Below are 24802 nucleotides of genomic sequence, written 5' to 3'. Positions count from 1 at the left end.
CGCCTTTTCATCGGGCCATACGATTTCTGACATGAACCAATCCAGCGACCTGATTCAATCGGCACAACGTACCATCCGCCTCGAGCTTGAAGCCGTGCAAGGCTTGCTGGCCCATATCGACGCTGATTTCGTACGCGCCTGCGAGATGATTCTGGCCAGCAAGGGCCGCGTGGTCGTGGTCGGCATGGGCAAGTCCGGGCACATCGGCAACAAGATCGCCGCCACCCTCGCCAGCACCGGCACCACGGCCTTTTTTGTCCACCCGGCCGAGGCCAGCCACGGCGACATGGGCATGATCACCCGGGACGACGTCATCCTGGCCTTGTCCAACTCCGGCTCCACCAATGAAATCATTACGTTGCTGCCGTTGATCAAACGCCTGGGCATCCAGTTGATCAGCATGACCGGCAACCCGGACTCGCCGCTGGCCAAGGCCGCCGAAGTGAACCTCAACGTCCATGTCGAACACGAAGCCTGCCCGCTGAACCTGGCGCCGACCTCCTCCACCACCGCAGCCCTGGTCATGGGCGACGCCCTGGCCGTGGCGCTGCTGGAGGCCCGGGGCTTCACCGCGGAAGACTTCGCCTTTTCCCATCCCGGTGGTGCCCTTGGCCGTCGCCTGCTGCTGAAAGTCGAAAACGTGATGCACGCCGGCCAGGCATTGCCACAGGTTGTGCGCGGCACGTTGCTCAAGGACGCGCTCATGGAGATGACCCGCAAGGGACTGGGCATGACGGTAGTGCTGGAAGCCGACGGCAAGCTCGCCGGGATCTTTACCGACGGCGACCTGCGCCGCACCCTGGACCGCGCCATCGACATCCACAGCGCGACCATCGAGCAAGTCATGACGCCCCACGGCAAGACCGCCCGTGCCGAGATGCTCGCCGCCGAGGCCTTGAAAATCATGGAAGACCACAAAATCAGTGCCCTGGTCGTCGTCGATGGCGAAGACCGTCCGGTGGGCGCCCTGAACATGCACGATTTGCTGCGCGCGGGAGTCATGTAAATGAACACAGACCTGTTGCAACGGGGCCAAGCCATCAAGCTGGCCGTGTTCGATGTGGACGGCGTGCTGACTGACGGTCGCCTGTATTTCCTCGAAGACGGCAGCGAGTTCAAGACCTTCAACACCCTCGACGGCCAGGGCATCAAGATGTTGATGGCCGCCGGCGTGCAGACCGCTATCATCAGTGGCCGAAAGACCCCGGTGGTCGAGCGGCGCGCGAAGAACCTCGGCATCCCGCACCTTTACCAGGGGCGCGAAGACAAACTGGTGGTGCTGGACGAGCTCTTGGGCCAACTCAACCTAAGCTATGAACAAGTGGCCTATCTCGGTGACGACCTGCCGGACCTGCCGGTGATTCGCCGGGTCGGCCTGGGCATGGCCGTCGCCAACGCGGCCAGCTTCGTGCGCGAGCACGCCCACGGAATCACCACGGCGCGAGGCGGCGAAGGTGCCGCCCGTGAATTCTGTGAACTGATCCTGCGCGCCCAGGGCCGTCTCGAAGCGGCCAACGCCGCGTACCTGTGAGCCATTTATGCTGAGCAAAAAGATTCGCACCGTTGTGGTGTTTGCCTGTATCGCGGCGATTTTCGCCGCGGTGGGCTATTGGAACATCAGCCCTGAACGGTTTCTCGACCAGCCTGCGGCCCAAGTCGAGGAAAAGATCGACTGGTACGCGACCAACACCCACACCCTGCAGTACCTGCCCGACGGCAAAGTGCAATATGAGATGACGTCCGACAAGGTCGACCACGTCAAGGCCACTGACATTACGCTGGTCACCAAGCCGGACTTGAACATATTCCGCGGCACCGATTTTCCCTGGCATGTGCAGAGCGAGCACGCCGAAGTCAATTCCGGTGGCACCGAAGTGGAACTAATCGACTCGGTACGCATCGCCCGGACCGACGAGAAAAACCGTACGACCATCATCACCAGCACACGCATGACGGTATTCCCGCAGCAAGAATATGCGCAGACCGAGCAACCCGTTAGAATCGACGGCGCCGGGGGTGTATCGACTGGCACGGGAATGAAGGCGTATTTGAAGGAAAGCAGGATACACCTGCTATCGAACGTAAGAGGACAGTATGAAGCTCGCTAAAACCCTCCCTATTTTGCTCAGTCTGGGCGCAGCACTGGGAAGCGCGAGCGCCTGGGCTCTTCCCACCGACCGCGACCAGCCTATCCGCATCCAGGCCGACGACGCGCAACTCGACGACAAGAATGGCGTCGCCACCTATAAAGGCGACGTGATCATCACCCAAGGCTCGATGAAGGTCACCGGCAACACCGTGACCATCACCCGCACCCAGTCCGGCGATATCGACGTGGTGACCTCGGTGGGCAACCTGGCCTATTTCGAGCAGATGCAAACCGCAGGCGACACCAAGCCGGTACAAGGCTACGGGGTGACCATCCAGTACCACGCCTCCCAGGATCGCGTGGTCCTGATCGACCGTGCCAAGGTCGTCGACAAGGACAACAACGTCACCCAAGGCGAGAAAATCGTCTATGACACAAACAAGAAACTCGCCAGCGCCGGTCGCGCCACCGGCAGCAAGGTGACCGAGCAGCGTCCGCGGATCGACATGGTGATCCAGCCTAAAAAGAAAACCGAGCAGAAGGCCCAGTAATGGCAACTCTGAAAGCTCAGCACTTGGCCAAGAGCTACAAGAGCCGTCAAGTCGTGCGTGATGTCAGCCTGTCCATCGACAGCGGCCAGATCGTCGGCCTGCTCGGCCCCAATGGCGCGGGCAAGACCACTTGCTTCTACATGATCGTCGGCCTGGTCCAGGCCGATCAGGGTCGCGTATTGATCGACGACCTGGATGTCAGCCACCAGCCGATGCACGGCCGCGCGAAGGCCGGTATCGGCTATTTGCCGCAAGAAGCGTCGATCTTCCGCAAACTGTCGGTGGCCGACAACATCATGGCAATCCTCGAGACCCGCAAGGAACTCGACAAGGCCGGCCGTCGCCAGGAGCTGGAAAGCCTGTTGCAGGAATTCCACATCAGCCACATTCGCGACAACCTGGGCATGAGCCTGTCCGGTGGTGAACGGCGTCGCGTGGAAATCGCCCGCGCCCTGGCCACCGCGCCGAAATTCATCCTGCTCGACGAACCGTTCGCCGGCGTGGACCCGATCTCGGTGGGGGACATCAAGCAGATCATCCATCACCTCAAGGCCAAGGGCATCGGCGTGCTGATCACCGACCACAACGTGCGCGAGACGCTGGACATCTGCGAAACCGCCTACATTGTCAATGACGGTCAGTTGATCGCCGAAGGTGACTCCGCTGCGATCCTGGCCAACGACCTGGTCAAGGAAGTGTACCTGGGCCATGAGTTCCGCCTGTAAGCACACGTGTCTGGCGAATTGCCCGGGCGTCGTTTGATTTTATTATGGCGACGCTCTAGGCAAACACTTCAGTTTCAGGCATATAATTTGCTTAAGTTTGGCGCTCCGGCGCCCTGTAGTGGATGGCGCATGTGCGCCGGCGAATAAGGTGTTAAGCCCCTGCCATGAAACCATCGCTAGTCTTGAGAATGGGCCAGCAGCTGACGATGACACCGCAGCTGCAACAGGCCATCCGCCTGCTCCAATTGTCGACCCTGGACCTGCAACAGGAAATCCAGGAGGCCCTGGAGTCCAATCCGATGCTCGAACGCCAGGAAGAAGGCGACGACTTCGATAACACCGATCCGCTGGCCGACAACGTCGAGCAAAAGACCAACACCGAGATCCCGGAACCGTCCTACCAGGAAGCCGCCCCGACGGTGGACAACCTCGAGGAGGGCGAATGGAACGAACGCATTCCCAACGAGCTGCCCGTGGACACGGCCTGGGAAGACGTCTACCAGACCAGCGCCAGCAACCTGCCAAGCAGCGATGACGACGAGTGGGACTTCACCACCCGCACCTCTGCCGGCGAGAGCCTGCAAAGCCATCTGTTGTGGCAACTGAACCTGGCACCGATGTCCGACACCGATCGCCTGATCGCCGTGACCCTGATCGATTGCATCAACAACCAGGGCTACCTGGACGAGACCCTCGAGGAAATCCTCGAAGCCTTCGACCCCGAGCTCGACATCGAGCTGGACGAGATCGAAGCCGTCCTCCATCGCATCCAGCAGTTCGAGCCGGCCGGCATCGGCGCTCGCAACCTGGGCGAGTGCCTGTTGCTGCAATTGCGCCAGCTGTCCGCCAAGACGCCGTGGCTGGCCGAAGCCAAGCGACTGGTCACCGATTACATCGACCTGCTGGGCGGTCGCGACTACAGCCAACTGATGCGCCGCATGAAGCTCAAGGAAGATGAGCTGCGCCAGGTCATCGAGCTGGTGCAGAGCCTCAACCCGCGCCCCGGCTCGCAGATCGAATCCACCGAGCCTGAGTACGTGGTGCCCGACGTGATCGTGCGCAAGCACAATGATCGCTGGCTGGTGGAGCTCAACCAGGAGTCGGTGCCCAAGCTGCGCGTCAACGCCCAGTACGCCGGCTTCGTCAAGCGTGCCGACACCAGCGCCGACAACACCTTCATGCGCAATCAGCTGCAGGAAGCCCGCTGGTTCATCAAGAGCCTGCAAAGCCGCAACGAAACATTGATGAAAGTTGCCACCCAGATCGTCGAGCATCAGCGCGGCTTCCTGGAGTACGGCGATGAAGCGATGAAACCCTTGGTCCTGCATGACATTGCCGAGGCCGTGGGCATGCACGAGTCGACGATTTCCCGGGTGACCACCCAGAAATTCATGCATACCCCCCGGGGCATCTATGAATTGAAATACTTTTTCTCCAGCCACGTCAGCACCTCCGAAGGCGGCGAATGCTCGTCCACGGCCATCCGCGCGATCATCAAAAAACTGGTGGCTGCGGAAAATCAGAAAAAGCCGTTGAGTGACAGCAAGATCGCTGGTTTACTGGAGGCACAAGGCATTCAGGTGGCCCGCCGTACCGTCGCCAAGTACCGTGAATCCCTCGGGATCGCGCCTTCGAGCGAACGCAAGCGGTTGATGTAACAAGGCCACGCCACAGCGTTCCAGTGGCAGGCATTTCTGCCTGCCGCTTTATGCACTGGCAACGAAGGAGAAGCTGTATGCAAGTCAACATCAGTGGACACCAACTGGAAGTGACCGAACCCCTGCGCACCTACATCGGCGAAAAACTCGACCGATTGGAGAGGCATTTCGACAAGATCACCAACGTGCAAGTCACGATGAACGTCGAGAAGCTGCTGCAGAAAATCGAAGCCACGCTGCATATTCCCGGCGGAGAAGTGGTTGCCAACGCAGAGCACACAGACATGTATGCCGCGATTGACCTGCTGACCGACAAGCTGGATCGCCAACTCAAAAAGCATAAGGAAAAGACCCAGAGCCTCCTCCAGGGCGCCACCGGTCGTTAACCCCCCCAATCCATGATCCGACTAGAAACCATCCTGACCCCCGGCCGTTCCCAAGTGAACGCGCCGGGCGGCAGTAAAAAGAAAGCCCTCGAACAAATTGCCAACCTGATCCACCGCGAGGTGCCTGATCTGGTGATGCAGGACGTCTTCGAGGCCCTGGTTGCCCGTGAAAAACTCGGTTCCACCGGTTTTGGCAACGGCATCGCCATTCCTCACTGCCGTCTCAAGGGGTGTGCCGCGCCGATCAGCGCATTGTTGCACCTTGATACCCCCATAGATTTCGACGCCATCGACGGCGCCCCGGTCGACCTGCTGTTTGTATTGCTGGTTCCGGAAGCGGCGACCGATGCGCACCTTGAGCTGCTGCGCCAGATTGCCAGCATGCTGGACCGCAAGGAAGTGCGCGAAAAACTGCGCAGCGCACCGAGTAACGAAGCTTTGTACCAGGTGGTCCTGGACGAGCAGAACGGTCATTAAACATGCGCATGATCATCGTCAGTGGCCGCTCCGGCTCCGGTAAAAGCACGGCCCTCAACGTGCTTGAGGACAGCGGCTACTATTGCATCGACAACCTGCCCGCCGGCCTGCTGCCGGAACTGGCCGAGCGCGCCCTGATCCACACGGAACTGGCGCAGCCGCTGGTGGCGGTGTCCATCGATGCGCGCAACCTGCCGAGCCACCTGTCGCGCTTCCCTGAACTGCTCGAGGAAGTGCGCAGCCGGCATATCCAGTGCGATGTGTTGTACCTGGATGCCGATGAGGAGACGCTGCTCAAGCGCTTTTCCGAAACCCGCCGGCGCCACCCCCTGAGCAACGCCAACCGCTCCCTGGCCGAAGCCATCGACGATGAAAGCCAGTTGCTGGGGCCGATTGCCGACCTGGCCGACCTGAAGGTCAACACCACGCACCTGAACCTGTATCAGCTACGTGACACAATCAAGCTGCGCCTGCTGAACCAACCGGAGCCGGGCACGGCGTTTTTGGTGGAGTCGTTCGGCTTCAAGCGTGGCATGCCGGTGGACGCCGACCTGGTGTTCGATGTGCGCTGCCTGCCCAACCCCTACTGGAAGCCGGAATTGCGCGAGCAGTCCGGACTTGACCAACCAGTGATCGACTACCTGGCCGCACAGCCGGACGTCGAGGAAATGTACCAGGACATCTCCAGCTACCTGCTCAAATGGCTACCCCGCTTTGCCGCGAGCAATCGCGCCTATGTCACGATCGCCATCGGCTGTACCGGCGGTCATCACCGCTCCGTCTACCTGACCGAACGCCTGGGTCAGCTCCTGCAACAATCCCTGAAGAATGTCCAGGTTCGCCACCGCGACCTCAGCTAAAGGATTCACATCGCGATGCCTGCTCGGGAAATTGAAATCATCAACAAGCTGGGTTTGCATGCCCGGGCGTCGGCAAAATTCGTCGGTGTGGCGGGGAAGTTTCCGGATACCACGATCAGGGTCGGGCGTACGCCCGAGAGCACCGTCGACGGTAAAAGCATCATGGCGATGATGATGCTCGCCGCTGGCAAGGGCACCAGGATTCACCTGAGCACTGAAGGGGAGCAGGCGCAGGAAGCGATGGATGCGCTGGTGGCGCTGATCAACAATTATTTCGACGAAGGCGAGTAACCCCCCAGGACTCGAGCCGAGCTTGTTGTGGCGAGGGAGCTTGCTCCCGCTCGGCTGCGAAGCAGCCGTAAATCCACAGCAGGAAAACACAACGGGGCCCGCTTCGCAGGCCAGCGGGAGCAAGCTCCCTCGCCACAACAGCACAAACGCATGGCCCCTGGATTGGATCAGGCCAACGCCGTATCCAACACCATCATCAGACAAAACCCCACCAGCAATCCCAGGCTCGCCAATTTCTCGTAACCATTGCGACGGGATTCGGGTATGACCTCATGGGTCACCACCAGCAGCATCGCCCCGGCCGCCAACGCCAGCCCCAGGGGCAAGAGCATTTCGGCCAGGCTCACCAACCAGGCGCACAACAGCGCGAACACGGGTTCGACCAGCCCGGACGCGGCGCCAATCAGGAACGCCTTCACCCGCGACATACCCGCCGCGGCCAGCACCAGCGCGATCACCAGCCCTTCGGGGACATCCTGCAAGGCGATACCCATTGCCAGGCTGTCGGCATCGGGCATGCCGCCGCCTGCTGACACGCCCACCGCCATGCCTTCCGGAATGTTGTGGGCGATGATGGCGAACACGAACAACCAGATCCGCGGCGCAATGACCGGACGTCCTGGCGCTGCGATCAGCCTCTCAGGACTGGCCGACACCTTGCGGTCCACCAGGTACAGCCCGAACGCCCCCGACATGATGCCAAAACAGATAAGACCGCTGGCGGCCCAAGGTGTGAGCCCCAGTTGCTCGGCCGCGGCAATGCCCGGCACGATCAGCGAAAACGCCGTGGCGGCGAGCATCACCCCGGCCCCGAAGCCTAGCAATGAATCGCTCACGGCCTGGGGCATGCGTCGAATGACCAACACCGGCACGGCCCCCAGCGCGGTGCCCAAGGCGCACAACCCACCGCCTTGAAGCGCCCGCAACAGCTTGGGCTCCAGGTCCAGCCACGCCAGGCCCTGGGCCGCCAACAACGTCATGCCGGCCAACAGCAACAGCGACCCCAAGGCATAGCGGAACATCCGTCCGCCGCCAATCGCCAGTGTTTGAGTGTCCATGATCAGCCTTGGGTTGTGTTCATGAAGGACTTGAAGCCAGCGCTGCCTGATAGCGTCGGGCAACTTCAGGCCAATTGATCACGTTGTAGAAGGCGTTGATGTATTCCGGTCGACGGTTCTGGTAACGCAAGTAATAGGCATGCTCCCAGACGTCCAGGCCAAGAATCGGCGCGTTGCCATTCATCAACGGGCTGTCCTGGTTGCCGCTGCTTTCCACCACCAGGGTCTTTTGCGGGGTCACGCTCAACCAGGCCCAGCCGCTGCCGAAACGGGTCAGCGCCGCTTTGGTGAAAGCTTCCTTGAAACGCTCGATGCCGCCCAGCTGCGCGTCAATCGCCGCCGCCAGGGCGCCCTCGGGCTGGCCGCCGCCCTGGGGCGTCATCACCTCCCAGAACAACGAATGGTTGGCGTGGCCACCGCCCTGGTTGATCACCGCAGCCTTCAGGTTTTGTGGCAACTGTTCCACGCTGGCCACCAGTTTTTCGACGGGCCATTCGGCGTATTCGGTGCCATCCACCGCCGCGTTGAGGTTATTGATGTAGGTCTGGTGGTGCTTGGTGTAGTGGATTTCCATGGTTTGCGCATCGATGTGCGGTTCCAGGGCGTCGTAGGCGTAAGGCAATGCAGGCAAGGTAAAAGCCATGTTCAATGAACTCCATGATGAAGAGGGGCATAGCGCTGCCGGGGCGTGGTGGCATTGCAGTGCAGCAGGCGTTGGGTGCGCGGGTACTCACCGTGCTCGCTGATGAAATTCAGCAGTTCGACATAGGTCCTGTGACTCTGGCGTTGTGCAGCGGCGCGCAAGGCCGGTGCCAGCCGTTCGTCCTGCATTGTCTGCAACAACCGCTGGTGGATCGCGCACAAGTATTCGGCGCTCTCCTCCGGCTGGTTCAAGCGCAGGTGAAGGTCCGCCAGGTTGTGGTGGGAGACGACGCAGGCGGCCACGGCTTCGTCGGCGTCCGCCCAGCGCTCGAACAACACTTGGGCCAGCGCCAGGGCTTGCAGGTAGGCTTCGCGGGCATCCACCAGCTCGCCTTGCATGAAACAGCGATTGGCCCGTTCGATCGTACGTTTCCAGTGTTCCATGATGAGTCCTCCACACAGGTGTCGGGGGTTACACGCCGCCAGCGGTGAGCTTCTCCGGGTCCAGCAGGACTTCGAGTTCGCTGCGCGTCAGGTCGGTGTGTTCCAGGGCGACGTCGATGACCGGCCGGCCTTGCTGGTAAGCCTTCTTGGCGATTTCAGCGGCCTTCTGGTAACCGATGATCGGGTTCAGCGCGGTCACCAGGATCGGGTTGCGCGACAACGCTTCCTTGAGCCTGGCTTCGTTGACCTTGAACGTGGCGATGGCCTTGTCCGCCAGCAAGCGGCTGGTGCTGGACATCAGGGTGATGCTGCTCAGCAGGTTCTGGGCAATGATCGGCAGCATCACGTTCAATTCGAAATTGCCCGATTGACCGGCGATGGTGATCACCGTGTCGTTGCCGATTACCTGGGCCGCCACCATCGCGGTGGCTTCAGGAATGACCGGATTGACCTTGCCGGGCATGATCGAGGAACCCGGCTGCAAGCCCTCGAGTTCTATCTCGCCCAGGCCTGCCAGCGGCCCGGAATTCATCCAGCGCAGGTCGTTGGCGATTTTCATCAGCGACACGGCCGTGGTCTTGAGCTGCCCGGAAACCGCCACGGCGGTGTCTTGGGAGCCGATCAGGGCGAACAGGTTCTTGCCTGGGGTGAATTGCACCTGGGTCAATTGCGTCAGTTGCTGGCTGAACAACTCGGCGAAGCGCGGATGGGCATTGACCCCAGTGCCCACCGCTGTCCCCCCCTGGGCCAGGGACTGCAGGCTCGGCAGCAGGTCTTGCAAGTGGCCGATATTGGCCTTGAGTTGCTGGGCCCAACCGTCGAGCACCTGGCTCAGGCGCACCGGCATCGCGTCCATCAGGTGGGTGCGGCCGGTCTTGATGAACGGATGGACTTCTTTCGCCTTGCGCTCGATCACCTGCACCAGGTGCGACAGCGCCGGTAGCAGTTGCTCATGCAAGGCCAGCGCGGCGCTGACATGAATGCTGGTGGGAATGATGTCGTTGCTGCTCTGGCCGCAGTTGACGTGGTCGTTCGGGTTGACCGTCTCTCCCAGCAGGCCGCTGGCGAGGGTGGCGATCACTTCGTTGGCGTTCATGTTGGAACTGGTGCCGGAGCCGGTCTGGAAGATATCCACCGGGAAATGGTCCATGTAACGACCTTCGAGCAGTCCCAGGGCGGCATCGACGATAGCCTTGCCCTGGGCCGCGCTGATCTGCTCCAGCTCTACGTTGGCCCGTGCGGCCGCGGCCTTGGCCAGGATCAGGGCCCGGATGAATTGCGCCGGCATCCGCTGGCCGCTGACCGGGAAGTTTTCCACGGCACGCTGGGTCTGGGCGCCATAGAGAGCGTCCACCGGGACGTGCAACTCGCCCATGCTGTCGCGTTCGATACGGGTATTACTCATCGGGAGATCCTTGCACCAGTTCAATAAGGGGAATCGACGGCGCCAGGGCACAGGTGGCCAGCGCCCAGGCGTGACTCTGCCAACGCTTGAGGCGGCAGCGGCACAGTGATTGTCGTTCGAGGTCACGCAATGGTCGCCAGGCCTGGTCGAGGCAGAGGCTGCGCCAATGCCAGGGCAGCGCGACGTCCGAGGCGGTGTCGAGCAGCAAACGGAAGGCAGTTTCGGAAATCATCCACGGCGAGGTGGCGGTACAACACGCCAGGTAGCGGCCCTCGGCCAGGTAATGCTCGATCAGCCGCGGCTCGTCCGGGTTCATCGCGCAACGGATCTGGCGACTCATCCAGCGCCAGCTTTCAAGGTAGGGTTGTTCGTGCAGGGCAGAACTCATGACCGGGGCTCACTCGGCTAATGAGATTCATTATTAGATGATAATAAGAAGCAACACAACCACGAACGACACAAAAAACAATGTGGCGAGGGAGCTTGCTCCCACTCGGTTCAGTAGCGACCGCAAGATCTTGGGGCCTGCTGCGCAGTCCAGCGGGAGCAAGCTCCCTCGCCACAAAAGCGCTCTCGCCACAGGATCTTCGGGCACAAAAAAGGCGCGTCACCCCAGTGGATGACGCGCCTTTTTTACACGGTGAGGCGTTAGCTCCCCGCCACCATCATCCGCTCGATCAGCACCGAGCCGGTGCGAATGTTGCTGCGCAATTCCAGGTCGTTGCCCACGGCCACGATCTGTTTGAACATGTCGCGCATGTTGCCGGCGATGGTGACTTCCTGGACCGGGAACTGGATCTCGCCGTTCTCGACCCAGAAACCCGCCGCGCCACGGGAATAATCCCCGGTGACCATGTTCAGGCCGTGGCCCATCAGTTCCGTCACCAGCAGGCCCCGGCCCATGCGGCGCAGCAAGGCAGCCTGGTCTTCTTCGCCATGGGTCACGAACAGGTTATGCACGCCACCGGCATTGGCGGTGCTCGGCATGCCGAGCTTACGGCCCGAATAGGTGCCGAGGATATAGGACACCAGCTCGCCGTTTTCCACGAATGGCTTGGCATAGGTGGCCAGGCCATCGCCATCGAACGCCGAGCTACCCATGGCCTGCATCAGGTGCGGACGCTCGTCGATGGTCATCCATTCCGGGAACAGCTTCTGGCCCAGCGCGCCCTCGAGGAACGACGACTTGCGGTACAAGTTGCCGCCGGACACCGCCGACAGGAAGCTGCCGAACAGGCCACCGGCCAACTCGGCCGAAAACAGCACCGGCACTTCGCAGGTCGGCACCGGCCGCGCGCCCAGGCGGCTGGCCGCCCGTTGCGCGGCTTTGCGGCCGATGCTCACCGGGTCCGCCAGCAAGGTGCCCTGGCGGCTCACGTCGTACCAGTAGTCGCGCTGCATCTGGCCGTCGGCTTCGGCGATCATCACGCAACTGAGGCTGTGGCGGGTCGATGCATAACCGCCGATGAAACCGTGGCTGTTGCCGTAGACCCGGCAGCCCTGGTGGGTATTGAGCGTCGTGCCGTCGGCGTTCTTGATCCGGCTGTCGGTCTCGAACGCCGCCGCTTCGCAACGCAGTGCCTGCTCGATGGCCTGCTCTGGGGTGATGTCCCAGGCATGGAACAGGTCGAAATCCTTCAGTTCCTTGCACATCAGCGCAGCATCGGCCAGGCCCGAAGCTTCGTCTTCGGAGGTGTGCTGGGCAATCGCCAGCGCGGCGGCGACGGTTTCGCGGATGGCGTCCGGGCCGCTGGCCGAGGTGCTGGCCGAGCCCTTGCGCTGGCCCACGTACAAGGTGATGCCAAACCCCTGGTCGCGATTGAACTCGACGGTTTCCACCTCGCGCTGGCGTACCGACGTCGACAGGCCCTGCTCCAGGGACACCGCCACTTCGCACGCACTGGCACCCTGGCGCTTGGCCTCGGCGAGGATCTGCTCGACCTGTTCCTGCAGTGCCGGCAATGCTTGCGGGCCGACGCTTTGAACTGCACTCATGGTGTTCTCCACTCAAATTCTGTTTTCGGTGATGGCCATCGAGCGACCGGGCCGGACAAGCGGCCCCCGACTGGTTATCATGGCGGCGTTTCTTTGCGGACTGCCACCATGGTTGATTCTTACGACGACTCCCTCTACGAGGGTGAAAAAAGCAAATCCCAGGTCAAACGCGAGCTGCATGCTCTGGTTGACCTCGGCGAGCGCCTGACAACACTCAAGCCTGACTTGCTGGCCAAACTGCCTTTGACCGACGCCTTGCGCCGGGCCCTGGCCGATGCGCCCAAGCACACCGCGAATATCGCGCGTAAACGGCACCTGCAATTCATCGGCAAACTGATGCGCGACCAGGACACTGACGCCATCCTGGTGCTGCTCGATCAACTCGATGCCTCCACCCGGCAGTACAACGAACGCTTCCACAACCTGGAACGCTGGCGCGATCGCTTGATCGCAGGCGACGACGGCACCCTGGAAAAGTTCGTCATCGACTACCCGGAGGCCGATCGCCAGCAATTGCGCTCCCTGATCCGTCAGGCCCAGCACGAACTGGCGCAGAACAAGCCACCGGCCTCGAGCCGTAAAATCTTCAAGTACATCCGTGAGCTGGACGAGACTCAACGCGGCCTGCGTTGAGTTTCACCCGCTTCACGCCCCTCCACGGGGTGACTGTTACCGTGGCGAGGGAGCTTGCTCCCGCTCGGTTGCGTAGCAACCGCATTTGGGCTACTGCGTAGCCCAGCGGGAGCAAGCTCTCTCGCCACGACTCAAGCAAGTCCCCGAATGTCTTCAAGCGCCCGTGCCACCCACGGTAATCGCATCGATCTTCAGGGTCGGCTGGCCGACGCCCACCGGCACCGATTGCCCGTCCTTGCCGCACGTACCCACCCCGCTGTCCAGCGACAGGTCGTTACCCACCATCGACACCTTGCTCATCGCCTCCGGCCCGTTGCCGATCAGGGTCGCGCCCTTGACCGGTGCGGTGATCTTGCCGTCTTCGATCAGGTAGGCCTCGCTGGTGGAGAACACGAATTTGCCGCTGGTGATGTCCACTTGGCCACCGCCGAGGTTGGCGCAATAAATGCCTTTTTTCACCGAGGCGATGATCTCCGCCGGATCGCTCTGGCCACCCAGCATGTAGGTGTTGGTCATGCGCGGCATCGGCAGGTGTGCATAAGACTCACGGCGACCGTTGCCGGTGCGGGCCACACCCATCAATCGGGCGTTGAGCTTGTCCTGCATGTAGCCCTTGAGCACACCGTTTTCGATCAGCGTGGTGCATTCGGTCGGCGTGCCTTCATCGTCGACGCTCAGGGAGCCACGACGCCCGGCCAGGGTGCCGTCATCGACAATGGTGCAGAGTTTCGAGGCGACCATTTCCCCCATGCGCCCACTGTAGGCCGAGCTGCCCTTGCGGTTGAAGTCGCCTTCCAGGCCGTGGCCCACCGCTTCGTGCAGCAGCACGCCGGACCAGCCGGAGCCGAGCACCACGGGTAATGTACCGGCCGGGGCCGGGATGGCTTCGAGGTTGACCAACGCCTGGCGCAGTGCTTCGCGGGCATAGCCCATGGCGCGGTCTTCACTGAGGAAATAACGGTAGTCGGTGCGCCCGCCGCCGCCATGGCCGCCGCGCTCGCGACGGCCGTTCTGCTCGACGATCACGCTGACGTTGAAACGCACCAATGGCCGCACGTCCGCCGCCAGGCCGCCGTCGGTGGAGGCCACCAGGATCCGTTCCCAGACCCCGGCCATGCTGACCGACACTTGCTGGATGCGTGGGTCGAGGGCGCGGGTGGCGACGTCGATGCGCTTGAGCAGCTCGACTTTTTCGGCGCGGCTCATGACCTCCAGTGGGTTGTCCGGGGCATAGAGCTGCGCCACGTCCTGGCTGCTGAATGCCTGGACCGTGCCGTTCTGCCCGGCCCGGGAGATAGAGCGGGCCGCACGGGCCGCTGCGCCGAGGGCTTCGAGGGTGATGGCGTTGCTGTAGGCAAAACCGGTCTTTTCGCCGGACTGGGCACGCACGCCCACGCCCTGGTCGAGGTTGAAACTGCCTTCCTTGACGATGCCGTCTTCCAGCGACCAGGACTCGGAGATCTGGCCTTGGAAATACAGGTCGGCGGCATCGATACCCGGGCCGGCCAGGTCGCCCAGCACGCCTTGCAGGCTTTCGAGGGTCACGCCGCCGGGGGCTAAAAGGTGTTCACTGACTGAGGACAACAACCCGCTCATATGTTTTACGCCTTGAATTCGTCGTCTTGGACAGGTCGCTGTCGAGCGCCCTGCGAGAAAAAGCGCCGATGGCTGGCCACCGGCATACGCGCCCTGATGGACGCCTGTTCGCTGCTGTCGCGCTCGGCCACCAGCACGGCCTCGCCTTGATCCTGTTGCGCCAGCACGCGGCCCCACGGGTCGACAATCGCCGCATGGCCAAAGGTTTCCCGAGGCCCCGGATGCACGCCACCCTGGGCGGCCGCCAGCACGTAGCACTGGGTCTCGATGGCCCGGGCGCGGATCAGCACGTCCCAATGGGCCGCGCCGGTCACCGCGGTAAACGCCGACGGCGCCGTGATCAGCTCGGCCCCGGCAGCGCGTAGTTCGCTGTAGAGCTCCGGGAACCGCAAGTCATAGCAGACCGTCAGGCCCACCCGGCCGACGGGGGTATCGGCCACCACCACGTTGGCCCCATAAGCATAGTCATCCGATTCCCGATAGCGCCCGCGATTGTCCGCCACGTCCACATCGAACAGGTGCAGCTTGTCATAACGCGCGACGATCTGGCCCTGGTCATCGACCAGCAACGAACAGGCATGGGACCGGCCCTCGGGCTGGTCCTTGGGTGGCAACGGCAGCGTGCCGGCCACAATCCATAACTTGAGGTCACGGGCGGCCTGTTTCAACCAGGGCAGGATCGGTCCCTGACCAAAGGCTTCGGCACGCCCGATATCGGCCACGTCCCGCCGCCCCATCGCCGCGAAATTCTCCGGCAGCACCGCCAGCCTCGCACCGCCAGCGGCAGCCTGCTCCAGCAGCACCCGGGCACGGGCCAGGTTGGCGAGCACATCGCTTTGGCTGACCATTTGAATCACGGCGACTGGCATGGTACTTCCCTCATTTTTTGCATCACTGCCCCTGTGGGAGCGAGCTTGCTCGCGATTGCGGTGTATCAGTCACATTTCCTTTGCTGACCCACCGCTATCGCGAGCAAGCTCGCTCCCACAGGGGTTATCTCATCGTCTGTCAGAACGGCTTGTCGAAGGTGATCTTCGGCTCTTTCCACGGCCCCTTGACGTCGTATCTTACGCTGGCAAAGCGCGCCACGCGGTCACCGATCAGCTTGTCGATCAGAAACAGCGCCCCACCCACCGCCGGCGCGCCAACGATCAGCGCGGCAATCGGCAGGTTGTTGGTCACCGGAAGCGTGACCAACAGCTTGGCGTCGACCCGGTCGGCCACCATGTCCAGCGTGCCGTTGAGTTCCAGGTTGCTCGACGGCCCGGTCAGGGTAATGGGCTCTCGGGTCACGTACACCCCGTCGCTCGCCACCAGCAGCCCCTTGACCCGGTCGTAGCTCAAGCCCTTGCCGAACAGGTCAGAGAAGTCCAGGCGCAAGCGTCGGCCGATGGAGTTGAAGTTCAGCAGGCCAAACACCCGCAACGCCCGGGCGCTGCCTTCGACTTCGACGAACTGGCCCTTGCTCAACGATGCGTCGAGGCTGCCGGAAAAGCGCTTGGTGGCGACCCAGGCTGGCGAGCCTGGCCAACGGCCATCGACATCCAGGCGGAACGCCTGGCTGGTCACGCTTGGCGCAAACCCCCAGCCCTTGAGCACATCGCCCAGGTTCTTGCCGCTGATCCGGCCCTTGTACCAACTGCTGGTGGAACCGGGCGCGCCTTCCCAGCCACCACTGCCGTTCAACACCATGCCCTTGAGGCCCATGTCCAGGTTGTTCAGCGCGATGCCCTTGGCGGTCGGTCGCACTTTCAACGACCACGCGCCGATCAGATCGGGGCCCTGGAACAGTTGGTCGATGGCGATATCCATGGCCGGGATCTTGCCGGGATCGACCGACGCCAGCGGGTCCGGCGCATTTTCATCCGCCTGGACCGTCGGGTCTGTGGCCGGCAGGCGAACGTAATCAAGCTTGATACCAATCGGTGCGGCCTTGGCGTCCGGCAGGTTGACGTTGCCCTTGGCCTGCTGGCTGGCGAGCTGCAAGGCCCAGGCGTCCGGCTTGCGGTCCAGTTGCACCGAGGCTTGGTCGAGGGTGGTGCCCATGGCCGTGAGTTTGCCGACGGTCAGGTCGACACTGCTGAGCAGTTGCTTGGCACTGCCGCCTGGATCGTGGCCAGCGTACTTGTTCACCAGGTCCTGCCAGGGGCTGACGTCCAGTTCCGACAACGTGCCACGCAGCCGCAACCCCTTGGCGCCCGGCAACACCGCATCGCCGGCGCCCAGCAACAATTCGCCGCGACCGTCAGCGACTTTCCCGCCTGGCGCGGCGTACGTGAAGCTGGCGAGGTCGCCATAGTCGGCCCAATAACGCCGCTCCGGCCCTTGCAGGGTCATGCGAAACACCGTGTCGCGCCCGACGTCGGCGGCCATGCCGAAGGGGGCCGGCAGGTCGACGGCCACGCCCTTGAGGCTGGAACTGACCGACAACTGGCTGTCGGCGCCGTCGAGGATCACTTGTAACTGGTAGGGCACGACGCCGGAGACCGGCAGCGGTTGGGTGACATTCAGCCAACTGGTGAGTTTCTTGACCTCCACTTGCCCAGACGCGGTGACCCGCGTATTGAGCGCACCAGCACGGCCCTCGGCGAAAATCTGCGCGGTCACGGGCCGGTCGAATGCCCGGGCACTGATGCCCTTGCCGCTCAGGCCCTTGTGGCTGTCGAAGCGGAAATCACCCTTGAGCTGAGTCAGCTCCAACGCCGGTTCGCTGAGTTTGAGCCGGGCCTTGTCGGTGGCGAAATCCACCTGGATCTTCGGCTGCTCGCCTTTGACCAGCGGGATATCGAGCTTCACGCTGCCGTTCAGGTCGCCCTCGCCTTCCCAGCCGGCGAACGTCTCGGCCGTGCCGATGGGCGCGGTCTGGAGGATTTTCAGGCCGTCGCCCAGCCCGCCGGCGAACCCGCCGTCCAGCAGCAGATGGGAACTCTGCCCGGTCGGCACGTGGGGAATGTTCACCGAAATATCCTTGACCTGGGTATCGAGCAACTGCCCCTGGCTGGCGAAGATGCGCACGCCGCTGTCTTCGACGAAGACATCGCCGCTGACCTTGCTGACCGAAGGCCAGCCCGGCTGGAACGCCAGCTCGGCGTCATGCACCTTGAAAAACAGACTGATGCTGCGGTCCGCGTCCCCGGCACCTTTGTTCAACGAGCCTTGGTACTGGAAAAAGCCCTCGTCCACCGCGCCCTTGACGATGGCCGTGCGCAGCCACTCATCCAGCGCCGGGCTGAGCACCGCCGGCAGATACTTGGCGGTGTAGCGCCCATCGCCGTCCACCAGGCCGACCCGCAGGTCCATGTAGTCCTCCTGGCTATGGTCGAAATGCAGGCGGATCAGGAAATCGCCGGCAATCCGGCCCTCCTCGCCCAGCACTTTCAGGTACGGCGCGATCAGGGTGAAGCCTTGCTTGTCGAGCTTCCAGGTCAGCCGGGCGTTGGCTTGCAGGTACTGCCAGGGCTTGGCGAAGATCGGGTCCAGGTGCAGGGAAAAGTCCTTGCTGTCCATGCGCAGCTCGCCGCCGCCCAGGTCGCCGCTCAGGCTCCCGGAGACGTTGCGCGCCGCCGGGGCGCCGCGATAGGCATTGAAACCGACAGTGTCCAGGTTGGTGGCGAAGCTGATTTTCTGGTCGCCGGTGTTCTGCGGCCGATAGTCCAACAGCACGTTGCGCAGGGCGCCGGTCACCTTGAGCCGGTCAATCGTCGTGGCCAGGCCTTCGGGCAAAGGCGCCAGGGCGTTGAGCAACGGCGTGAGCGGAGTCAGGTCCAGGCGATCGGCCTGCAGGTGCCAACGCTCCTCGGCCTGCTCGGTGGCAGCGCTTTGTTGCAGTTGCAGGTGCGATTCCCAGCGGGTTTCGCCCAGGTTCATCGCCAGGGAGTCGAAGGTCGCGGTGAACCCTTGGCTGCCGCGCTGGAAGTACGCGTTGAGGGCCAGGTTGTGGACCTGCACCGGCTTGCGCTCGCCATAGGCGCCGTCGAGCTGCGGCGCGTTCAGGCGCATGGCCGCGCTTTGCACCGTGCCCTCGCCCCAACTGAGCCAGAATTCGCCGCCGGCCTGGATCCGGGAAAAATTCCATTGCTGGGTCAGGCGCTTCGGCAGCCATTTGGACCAGTCGCTTTGCGGCAGGCTCAAGTAGGCGTCGGCCTGGCCATTCTTCCAGTCGCTGGCGCGCAGGCGAGTGCGCAGGTTGATCGCCACCGGCTGGCCGTCGGGCAGGGTCAGGCGTGCGTCCAGGCGCTGGCGGGTGGCGCCGGTGCGCAGGCTCAAGCCGACGTAGGTCAGGGTCAGCGGGGGTTGCTCGACGGGTTGCAAGGTCACCTGGCTATCGAGCACCGAGAGCCTTGAAACCATTTGCATGCGTTCGAGCAATTGCTGCGGATCGAGGGGCTGATCGTCCTTCACCGGCAGGCCTTCCAGGGCCCACTTGCCGTCGGCGCCTTCCTTGAGGCTGATCTTCAGGCCGCTGACTTCCAGGTGGGCGATGCGCACCTGCCGCGCCAACAAGCTGTCCCACAGGTCGGGCACGGCCCGCACCTGATCCAGGTGCAAGGCGTTGGGGCCCTCGCCAACCACCACGTCGCGCGCCGCCACGATCGGCGCCAGGGCGTCCCAACTGCCGTCGAGACTGCCGATGTGCACGGGCATGCCCAGGGCCGCGCCGGCGCGGGTCTCGACCTCGGCGCGGTATTCGGCCACCAGCGGGACCAGCTCGCGACCGAGGCTGACGTACAACGCCAGCAGCACCAGCAGCAGCGCGCAAAGCCCCAAGCCCCAACGAGTCAGCGTCGCGATCAAGCGTGTCAGACGCTCCATGTCAGTGGGCTCCCCTGGCAAAGACAATCAAATCCGCGGGCCCGCCGCTTCCCAAGCTCTTCAGAGCAACACCACGTCGTATTGTTCCTGGGAGTACATGGTTTCGACCTGGAAGCGAATCGTGCGTCCGATAAACGCTTCCAGCTCCGCGACATTGCCTGACTCCTCATCGAGCAGACGGTCCACCACTTTCTGGTTCGCCAACACTCTATAACCGGTCGCCTGGTAGGCGCGCGCCTCCCGGAGGATTTCCCGGAAGATTTCGTAACACACGGTTTCCGGGGTCTTCAGCTTGCCGCGCCCCTGGCAACTGCTGCACGGCTCGCACAGCACCTGCTCGAGGCTTTCGCGGGTACGCTTGCGGGTCATCTGCACCAGGCCCAGCTCGGTGATGCCGATGATGTTGGTCTTGGCGTGATCGCGTTCGAGTTGTTTTTCCAGGGTCCGCAGTACCTGGCGCTGATGCTCTTCATCTTCCATGTCGATGAAATCGATGATGATGATCCCCCCCAGGTTGCGCAGGCGCAGTTGCCGGGCGATGGCCGTGGCGGCTTCCAGGTTGGTCTTGAAGATGGTTTCTTCCAGGTTGCGGTGGCCGACGAACGCCCCGGTGTTGACGTCGATGGTGCTCATGGCTTCGGCCGGATCGACCACCAGGTACCCGCCGGACTTGAGCGGCACCTTGCGCTCGAGGGCTTTCTGGATTTCGTCCTCGACGCCGTACAGATCGAAAATCGGCCGCTCGCCAGGATAATGCTCGAGACGGTCGGCGATTTCCGGCATCAGTTCGGCGACGAACTGGGTGGTTTTCTGGAAGGTTTCCCGGGAATCGATGCGAATCTTCTCGATCTTGGGGCTGACCAGGTCACGCAAGGTTCGCAGCGCCAGGCCCAGGTCTTCGTAGATCACGCTGGGGGTGGCGATGGTCTTGATCTGCGCGGCAATCTGGTCCCAGAGCCTTCGCAGGTAGCGGATGTCCATGAGGATCTCATCGGCCCCGGCCCCTTCGGCGGCGGTGCGCAGGATGAAGCCACCGGTTTCCTTGATGCCCTCTTTTTCCACGCAGTCGCTGACCACCTGCTTGAGGCGCTCGCGCTCGGCTTCGTCTTCGATCTTTAGGGAAATGCCCACATGGGCGGTACGCGGCATGTACACCAGGTAGCGCGACGGGATCGACAGTTGCGTGGTCAGGCGCGCGCCCTTGGAGCCGATGGGATCCTTGGTGACCTGCACCACCAGGCTCTGGCCTTCATGCACCAGCGCGCTGATGCTCTCCACGGCCGGCCCTTCGCGCATGGAGATTTCCGAGGCGTGGATAAATGCCGCGCGGTCCAGGCCGATGTCGACGAAGGCCGCCTGCATGCCCGGCAGCACCCGCACGACCTTGCCCTTGTAGATGTTGCCGACGATGCCACGTTTTTGCGTGCGCTCGACGTGAACCTCTTGCAACACGCCGTTTTCAACCACCGCCACGCGCGATTCCATCGGCGTGATGTTGATCAGGATCTCTTCACTCATGGCAGGGTCTCGTTCAGGCATGTTCACGATAATGGCCGCATCAAGTCGGACGGCGCTCAGCGCACGCTCAAGGTTTGCCAACAGGGTATGCCGAAATGGCCCAGCAGTTCTGCGGTTTCGCACAGCGGCAGGCCGACCACGGCCGAATAACTGCCTTCGAGCCCGGCGACGAACACCGCGCCCAGCCCTTGGATACCATAGCTGCCCGCCTTGTCCCGGGGTTCGCCGCTGGCCCAATAGGCCAGCGCTTGCTGTTCGGTGATGGGTCGGAAACGCACCCGGCTGCGCACCACCCGGGACTCGCAGCGCGAGCCGTCCAGCACGGCAATGGCGGTCAGCACCTCATGCTCGCGACCGGACAGGCCCAGCAGCATGGACAAGGCGTCGGCCTGGTCCATGGGCTTGCCGAGAATCCGCCCCTCCAGCACCACGGCGGTGTCCGCACCGAGCACGCAGCCATCCACCCCGGGTTGCAGCGCACGTAGCCCAGCCTCGGCCTTGCCGCGCGCCAGGCGCTCGACATAGGCCGATGGGGTTTCGTGGTCCAGGGGAGTTTCGTCGATGTCCGCACCGATGGCGGTAAAGGGCACGCCAATCTGCGTGAGCAGCTCACGCCGACGCGGCGAGCCTGAGGCGAGGTAAAGCGGCTTCATCAAGACATCTCCCTAACGCGACCGGCTTTTGTGGCGAGGGAGCTTGCTCCCGCTGGGCTGCGTAGCGGCCCCAATCCTACGGTCGCTACGCAACCGAGCGGGAGCAAGCTCCCTCGCCACAGGGATGTAAGTCATCAAAAAAGTGTCGATATCCTGCGCGAATCAGTTGATTTTGAAACGCAGGCGCAGGCCACGCAAACCGAAGCTGACCCATGGCCAGAGCAAGGCGCTGACCAGGGCTGGCAAGACCAGCGCCAAGGTCGGCTGACGATTGCCGGTCAGTGCGCTGAGCCACAGCTGCACCAGTTGTGCCAGACCGAAAATCACCAGGATCACCAGGCATTGCTGCCACATGGGGAACATCCGCAGGCGTTGTTGCAGCGACAGCACCAGGAACGTGATCAGCGTCAGGATCAATGCGTTCTGCCCCAGCAACGTGCCGTAGAGCACGTCCTCGGCCAGGCCCAGGCACCAGGCGGTGACCATGCCGACCTTGTGGGGCAAGGCCAGCGCCCAGAAGGCCAGCAACAAGGCCAGCCACAGGGGACGCAGGATTTCCATGAATTGCGGCAGCGGCGAAACGCTGAGCAACAGGCCGATGGCGAAGGTCAGCCAGACCATCCAGCCGTTACCGGATTGGGTACTGCTCATTCTTCTCGTGCTCCCCTGGTCGCCGGTGAAGCGGCGGGTGTCGAGGCCGGTGGTCGAGCCGCAGGCCTGGCAGGCTGGGACGCCGGTGCGTGGGTGGCCGGCCTGGCGGGTGCCGCGGCAGGCGTGGCGGGTGCGGTCGACGGAGTGGTGGCCGGTGCGCTCGTAGCGGGTGTTGCCGCTTGAGGCTTGGGCACCGTGGCCGGCGCAGCGGGTGCAGGCACGGGCGCAGCCGGCGTAACCGACTCGCCGCCCTGCCGGTCCTGGGCTTCCTGGGCCACGGCGGCGTCGTTGGCGCGCTCTTCGGGCGTACGGTTGTCGCTGAAGACTAGCAGCAGATAGCGGCTGCGATTCAATGCTGCCGTCGGCACCGCGCGGACGATCGCGAACGGCTGGCCGGAGTCATGGATGACTTCCTTGACCGTCGCCACCGGGTACCCGGCCGGGAAACGCTGGCCGAGGCCGGAGCTGACCAGCAGGTCGCCTTCCTTGATGTCGGCGGTGTCGGCTACGTGCCGCAGTTCCAGGCGTTCCGGGTTGCCGGTACCACTGGCAATCGCCCGCAGGCCGTTGCGGTTGACCTGTACTGGGATGCTGTGGGTAGTGTCGGTCAGCAGCAGCACCCGCGAGGTGTAGGGCATCAACTCCACCACCTGGCCCATCAGGCCCCGGGCATCGAGCACCGGCTGGCCGAGGACCACGCCGTCGCGCTCGCCTTTATTGATCAGGATGCGGTGGGTGAACGGATTGGGGTCCATGCCGATCAACTCGGCCACTTCGACCTTTTCGTTGACCAGCGCGGACGAGTTGAGCAACTCGCGCAGCCGCACGTTCTGCTCGGTGAGGGCCGCCAGCTTCTGCATGCGCCCCTGCAACAGCAGGTTTTCGGTCTTGAGTTTTTCGTTTTCGGCGACCAGTTCGGTCCGGCTGCCAAACTGGCTGGCGACACCTTGCCACAAGCGCTGCGGCAGGTCGGTGATCCAATAGGATTCCATCAACACCAGCGACATCTGGCTGCGTACAGGCTTGAGCAGCGTGAAGCGGGCATCGACCACCATCAGCGCGACCGATAGCACGGTCAGCACCAGCAGGCGCACGCCCAATGAGGGGCCTTTGGCGAAAAGCGGTTTAATAGGCCGCTCCTCCCAGGCAAATGTTTTCTTTATTCATACGGCATCAAACCGGCCTGGATACGAATGACAGAAGATAAACGCCAACGGGCAGCACTGCAAAGTGCTGCCCGGGCGCAAACAACATAGACCACTGCGCCAGACTTATTCGCTGGAGAGCAGGTCCATGGTGTGCTTGTCCATCATTTCCAGCGCTCGGCCACCGCCGCGAGCAACGCAGGTCAACGGGTCTTCGGCAACGATCACCGGCAGGCCGGTTTCCTGGGCCAGCAGCTTGTCGAGGTCACGCAACAGCGCACCACCACCGGTCAGCACCAGGCCGCGCTCGGCGATGTCCGAGGCCAGCTCCGGCGGCGACTGCTCCAGGGCGCTCTTGACGGCCTGGACGATGGTCGCCAGCGACTCTTGCAGCGCTTCGAGCACTTCGTTGGAATTGAGGGTGAAGGCCCGTGGAACGCCTTCGGCCAGGTTGCGACCGCGTACGTCGACCTCACGCACTTCACCGCCCGGGTAGGCCGTGCCGATTTCCTGCTTGATGCGCTCGGCGGTGGATTCGCCGATCAGGCTGCCGTAGTTGCGACGCACATAGGTGATGATCGCTTCGTCGAAACGGTCGCCGCCCACACGTACGGATTCGGCGTAGACCACGCCGTTGAGGGAGATCAGCGCGATTTCAGTGGTACCACCACCGATGTCGACGACCATCGAGCCGCGGGCTTCTTCCACCGGCAGGCCGGCACCGATGGCAGCGGCCATCGGTTCTTCGATCAGGAACACTTCGCGGGCACCGGCACCGAGGGCCGATTCACGGATGGCACGACGCTCGACCTGGGTGGACTTGCATGGCACGCAGATCAGCACACGAGGGCTGGGCTGCAGGAAACTGTTTTCGTGAACCTTGTTGATGAAGTACTGCAGCATCTTTTCGCAGACGCTGAAGTCGGCGATCACGCCATCCTTCATGGGGCGAATAGCTGCGATGTTGCCCGGTGTACGGCCCAGCATGCGCTTGGCTTCCGTACCGACAGCCACGACACTCTTCTGGTTACCGTGGGTGCGGATGGCCACGACCGAGGGTTCATTCAGGACGATACCGCGCTCGCGCACGTAAATAAGGGTGTTGGCAGTGCCCAGGTCGATGGAAAGATCGCTGGAAAACATGCCACGCAGTTTCTTGAACATGGGAAAGGGACCCTAGGCAACGCGTGGGTAAAAAAGTGCGGCAAACTCT

At 62.8% G+C, this 24802-nt stretch carries 25 protein-coding genes; 11 read left to right on the top strand and 14 right to left on the bottom strand.

Annotation, left to right across the window (positions count from 1 at the left end):
- The first annotated feature begins 31 nt into the window (after positions 1–31).
- The 10 genes from ACIPQ1_RS23200 (at position 32) to ACIPQ1_RS23155 (ending at position 7037) form a co-directional block, all read left to right on the top strand.
- Complete coding sequence (locus ACIPQ1_RS23200; RefSeq protein ID WP_186708801.1) at positions 32–1006, top strand: KpsF/GutQ family sugar-phosphate isomerase; 975 nt, start codon at positions 32–34, stop codon at positions 1004–1006.
- Positions 1007–1531 carry a KdsC family phosphatase gene (locus tag ACIPQ1_RS23195; RefSeq protein ID WP_186708798.1) on the top strand — a complete coding sequence of 175 codons (525 nt, stop codon included), beginning with the start codon at positions 1007–1009 and terminating at the stop codon, positions 1529–1531.
- A gap of 7 nt (positions 1532–1538) precedes the next feature.
- Positions 1539–2108: an LPS export ABC transporter periplasmic protein LptC gene (lptC, locus tag ACIPQ1_RS23190; protein WP_250964713.1), complete on the top strand. Its 570-nt coding sequence runs from the start codon at positions 1539–1541 to the stop codon at positions 2106–2108.
- On the top strand, positions 2095–2640 hold the full coding sequence (gene lptA, locus ACIPQ1_RS23185) for a lipopolysaccharide transport periplasmic protein LptA (protein ID WP_186708793.1): 546 nt from the start codon (positions 2095–2097) through the stop codon (positions 2638–2640). Before lptC ends, lptA begins: the two co-directional genes overlap by 14 nt.
- Entirely contained in the window at positions 2640–3365 is a 726-nt protein-coding gene (gene lptB, locus ACIPQ1_RS23180; protein WP_018614004.1) for an LPS export ABC transporter ATP-binding protein, read from the top strand. The genes lptA and lptB overlap by 1 nt, the downstream gene beginning before the upstream one ends.
- A 164-nt stretch (positions 3366–3529) precedes the next feature.
- On the top strand, positions 3530–5023 hold the full coding sequence (locus ACIPQ1_RS23175; protein WP_186708766.1) for an RNA polymerase factor sigma-54: 1494 nt from the start codon (positions 3530–3532) through the stop codon (positions 5021–5023).
- Between the two features lie 77 nt (positions 5024–5100).
- Positions 5101–5409 (top strand): ribosome hibernation-promoting factor, HPF/YfiA family, encoded by a 309-nt coding sequence (gene hpf, locus ACIPQ1_RS23170; protein WP_003178005.1) that lies wholly within the window; start codon positions 5101–5103, stop codon positions 5407–5409.
- A 12-nt stretch (positions 5410–5421) separates the two neighbouring features.
- Positions 5422–5886 (top strand): PTS IIA-like nitrogen regulatory protein PtsN, encoded by a 465-nt coding sequence (gene ptsN / locus ACIPQ1_RS23165; protein WP_186708763.1) that lies wholly within the window; start codon positions 5422–5424, stop codon positions 5884–5886.
- 2 nt (positions 5887–5888) lie between these two features.
- The gene (gene rapZ, locus ACIPQ1_RS23160; protein WP_003178001.1) at positions 5889–6746 is read left to right on the top strand and encodes an RNase adapter RapZ; all 858 of its coding nucleotides are present in this window, start codon (positions 5889–5891) and stop codon (positions 6744–6746) included.
- 15 nt (positions 6747–6761) lie between these two features.
- Positions 6762–7037 (top strand): HPr family phosphocarrier protein, encoded by a 276-nt coding sequence (locus tag ACIPQ1_RS23155; RefSeq protein ID WP_053118478.1) that lies wholly within the window; start codon positions 6762–6764, stop codon positions 7035–7037.
- A 167-nt stretch (positions 7038–7204) separates the two neighbouring features.
- Here ACIPQ1_RS23155 and ACIPQ1_RS23150 read toward each other — a convergent pair whose 3' ends face one another.
- The 6 genes from ACIPQ1_RS23150 to pmbA form a co-directional block, all read right to left on the bottom strand.
- The gene (locus tag ACIPQ1_RS23150; protein WP_250964709.1) at positions 7205–8095 is read right to left on the bottom strand and encodes a ZIP family metal transporter; all 891 of its coding nucleotides are present in this window, start codon (positions 8093–8095) and stop codon (positions 7205–7207) included.
- A 19-nt stretch (positions 8096–8114) separates the two neighbouring features.
- Entirely contained in the window at positions 8115–8738 is a 624-nt protein-coding gene (locus tag ACIPQ1_RS23145) for a superoxide dismutase (protein ID WP_411386500.1), read from the bottom strand.
- A 2-nt stretch (positions 8739–8740) separates the two neighbouring features.
- A complete protein-coding gene (locus tag ACIPQ1_RS23140) occupies positions 8741–9181 on the bottom strand; it encodes a hypothetical protein (protein WP_446534827.1) in 441 nt (146 codons plus the stop codon).
- 28 nt (positions 9182–9209) lie between these two features.
- Positions 9210–10586, bottom strand: coding sequence for a class II fumarate hydratase (locus tag ACIPQ1_RS23135; protein WP_411386499.1), 1377 nt, complete (start codon positions 10584–10586; stop codon positions 9210–9212).
- Positions 10579–10974, bottom strand: coding sequence for a hypothetical protein (locus ACIPQ1_RS23130; RefSeq protein ID WP_053118468.1), 396 nt, complete (start codon positions 10972–10974; stop codon positions 10579–10581). The genes ACIPQ1_RS23135 and ACIPQ1_RS23130 overlap by 8 nt, the downstream gene beginning before the upstream one ends.
- A 260-nt stretch (positions 10975–11234) precedes the next feature.
- Positions 11235–12581 (bottom strand): metalloprotease PmbA, encoded by a 1347-nt coding sequence (gene pmbA, locus ACIPQ1_RS23125; protein WP_207963246.1) that lies wholly within the window; start codon positions 12579–12581, stop codon positions 11235–11237.
- 108 nt (positions 12582–12689) lie between these two features.
- Between pmbA and yjgA the strand changes: the two genes are divergently transcribed.
- Positions 12690–13214, top strand: a complete 525-nt coding sequence (gene yjgA / locus ACIPQ1_RS23120; protein ID WP_014336624.1) for a ribosome biogenesis factor YjgA — start codon at positions 12690–12692, stop codon at positions 13212–13214.
- A gap of 153 nt (positions 13215–13367) precedes the next feature.
- Here the strand turns inward: yjgA and tldD are convergent, their stop codons facing one another.
- The 8 genes from tldD to mreB all read right to left on the bottom strand — a co-directional run bounded on the left by tldD (position 13368) and on the right by mreB (position 24753).
- Positions 13368–14810: a metalloprotease TldD gene (gene tldD / locus ACIPQ1_RS23115; RefSeq protein ID WP_186710681.1), complete on the bottom strand. Its 1443-nt coding sequence runs from the start codon at positions 14808–14810 to the stop codon at positions 13368–13370.
- A gap of 5 nt (positions 14811–14815) precedes the next feature.
- Positions 14816–15679 carry a carbon-nitrogen hydrolase family protein gene (locus ACIPQ1_RS23110; protein ID WP_186710679.1) on the bottom strand — a complete coding sequence of 288 codons (864 nt, stop codon included), beginning with the start codon at positions 15677–15679 and terminating at the stop codon, positions 14816–14818.
- A 139-nt stretch (positions 15680–15818) separates the two neighbouring features.
- Positions 15819–19622 (bottom strand): YhdP family protein, encoded by a 3804-nt coding sequence (locus ACIPQ1_RS23105; protein WP_411386496.1) that lies wholly within the window; start codon positions 19620–19622, stop codon positions 15819–15821.
- Between the two features lie 60 nt (positions 19623–19682).
- Positions 19683–21140: a ribonuclease G gene (gene rng / locus ACIPQ1_RS23100; protein ID WP_053118461.1), complete on the bottom strand. Its 1458-nt coding sequence runs from the start codon at positions 21138–21140 to the stop codon at positions 19683–19685.
- A 56-nt stretch (positions 21141–21196) separates the two neighbouring features.
- On the bottom strand, positions 21197–21793 hold the full coding sequence (locus ACIPQ1_RS23095) for a Maf family protein (RefSeq protein ID WP_250965722.1): 597 nt from the start codon (positions 21791–21793) through the stop codon (positions 21197–21199).
- A gap of 162 nt (positions 21794–21955) precedes the next feature.
- Positions 21956–22444 (bottom strand): rod shape-determining protein MreD, encoded by a 489-nt coding sequence (gene mreD / locus ACIPQ1_RS23090; protein WP_003197820.1) that lies wholly within the window; start codon positions 22442–22444, stop codon positions 21956–21958.
- Entirely contained in the window at positions 22441–23544 is a 1104-nt protein-coding gene (gene mreC, locus ACIPQ1_RS23085) for a rod shape-determining protein MreC (protein ID WP_250965721.1), read from the bottom strand. The genes mreD and mreC overlap by 4 nt, the downstream gene beginning before the upstream one ends.
- Positions 23545–23715: 171 nt before the next feature.
- Positions 23716–24753, bottom strand: a complete 1038-nt coding sequence (mreB, locus tag ACIPQ1_RS23080; protein WP_002555108.1) for a rod shape-determining protein MreB — start codon at positions 24751–24753, stop codon at positions 23716–23718.
- Between the last annotated feature and the right edge of the window lie 49 nt (positions 24754–24802).

It is taken from the genome of Pseudomonas sp. LARHCG127, from assembly GCF_052871455.1.
This window is presented reverse-complemented; position numbering and strand designations above follow the sequence as displayed.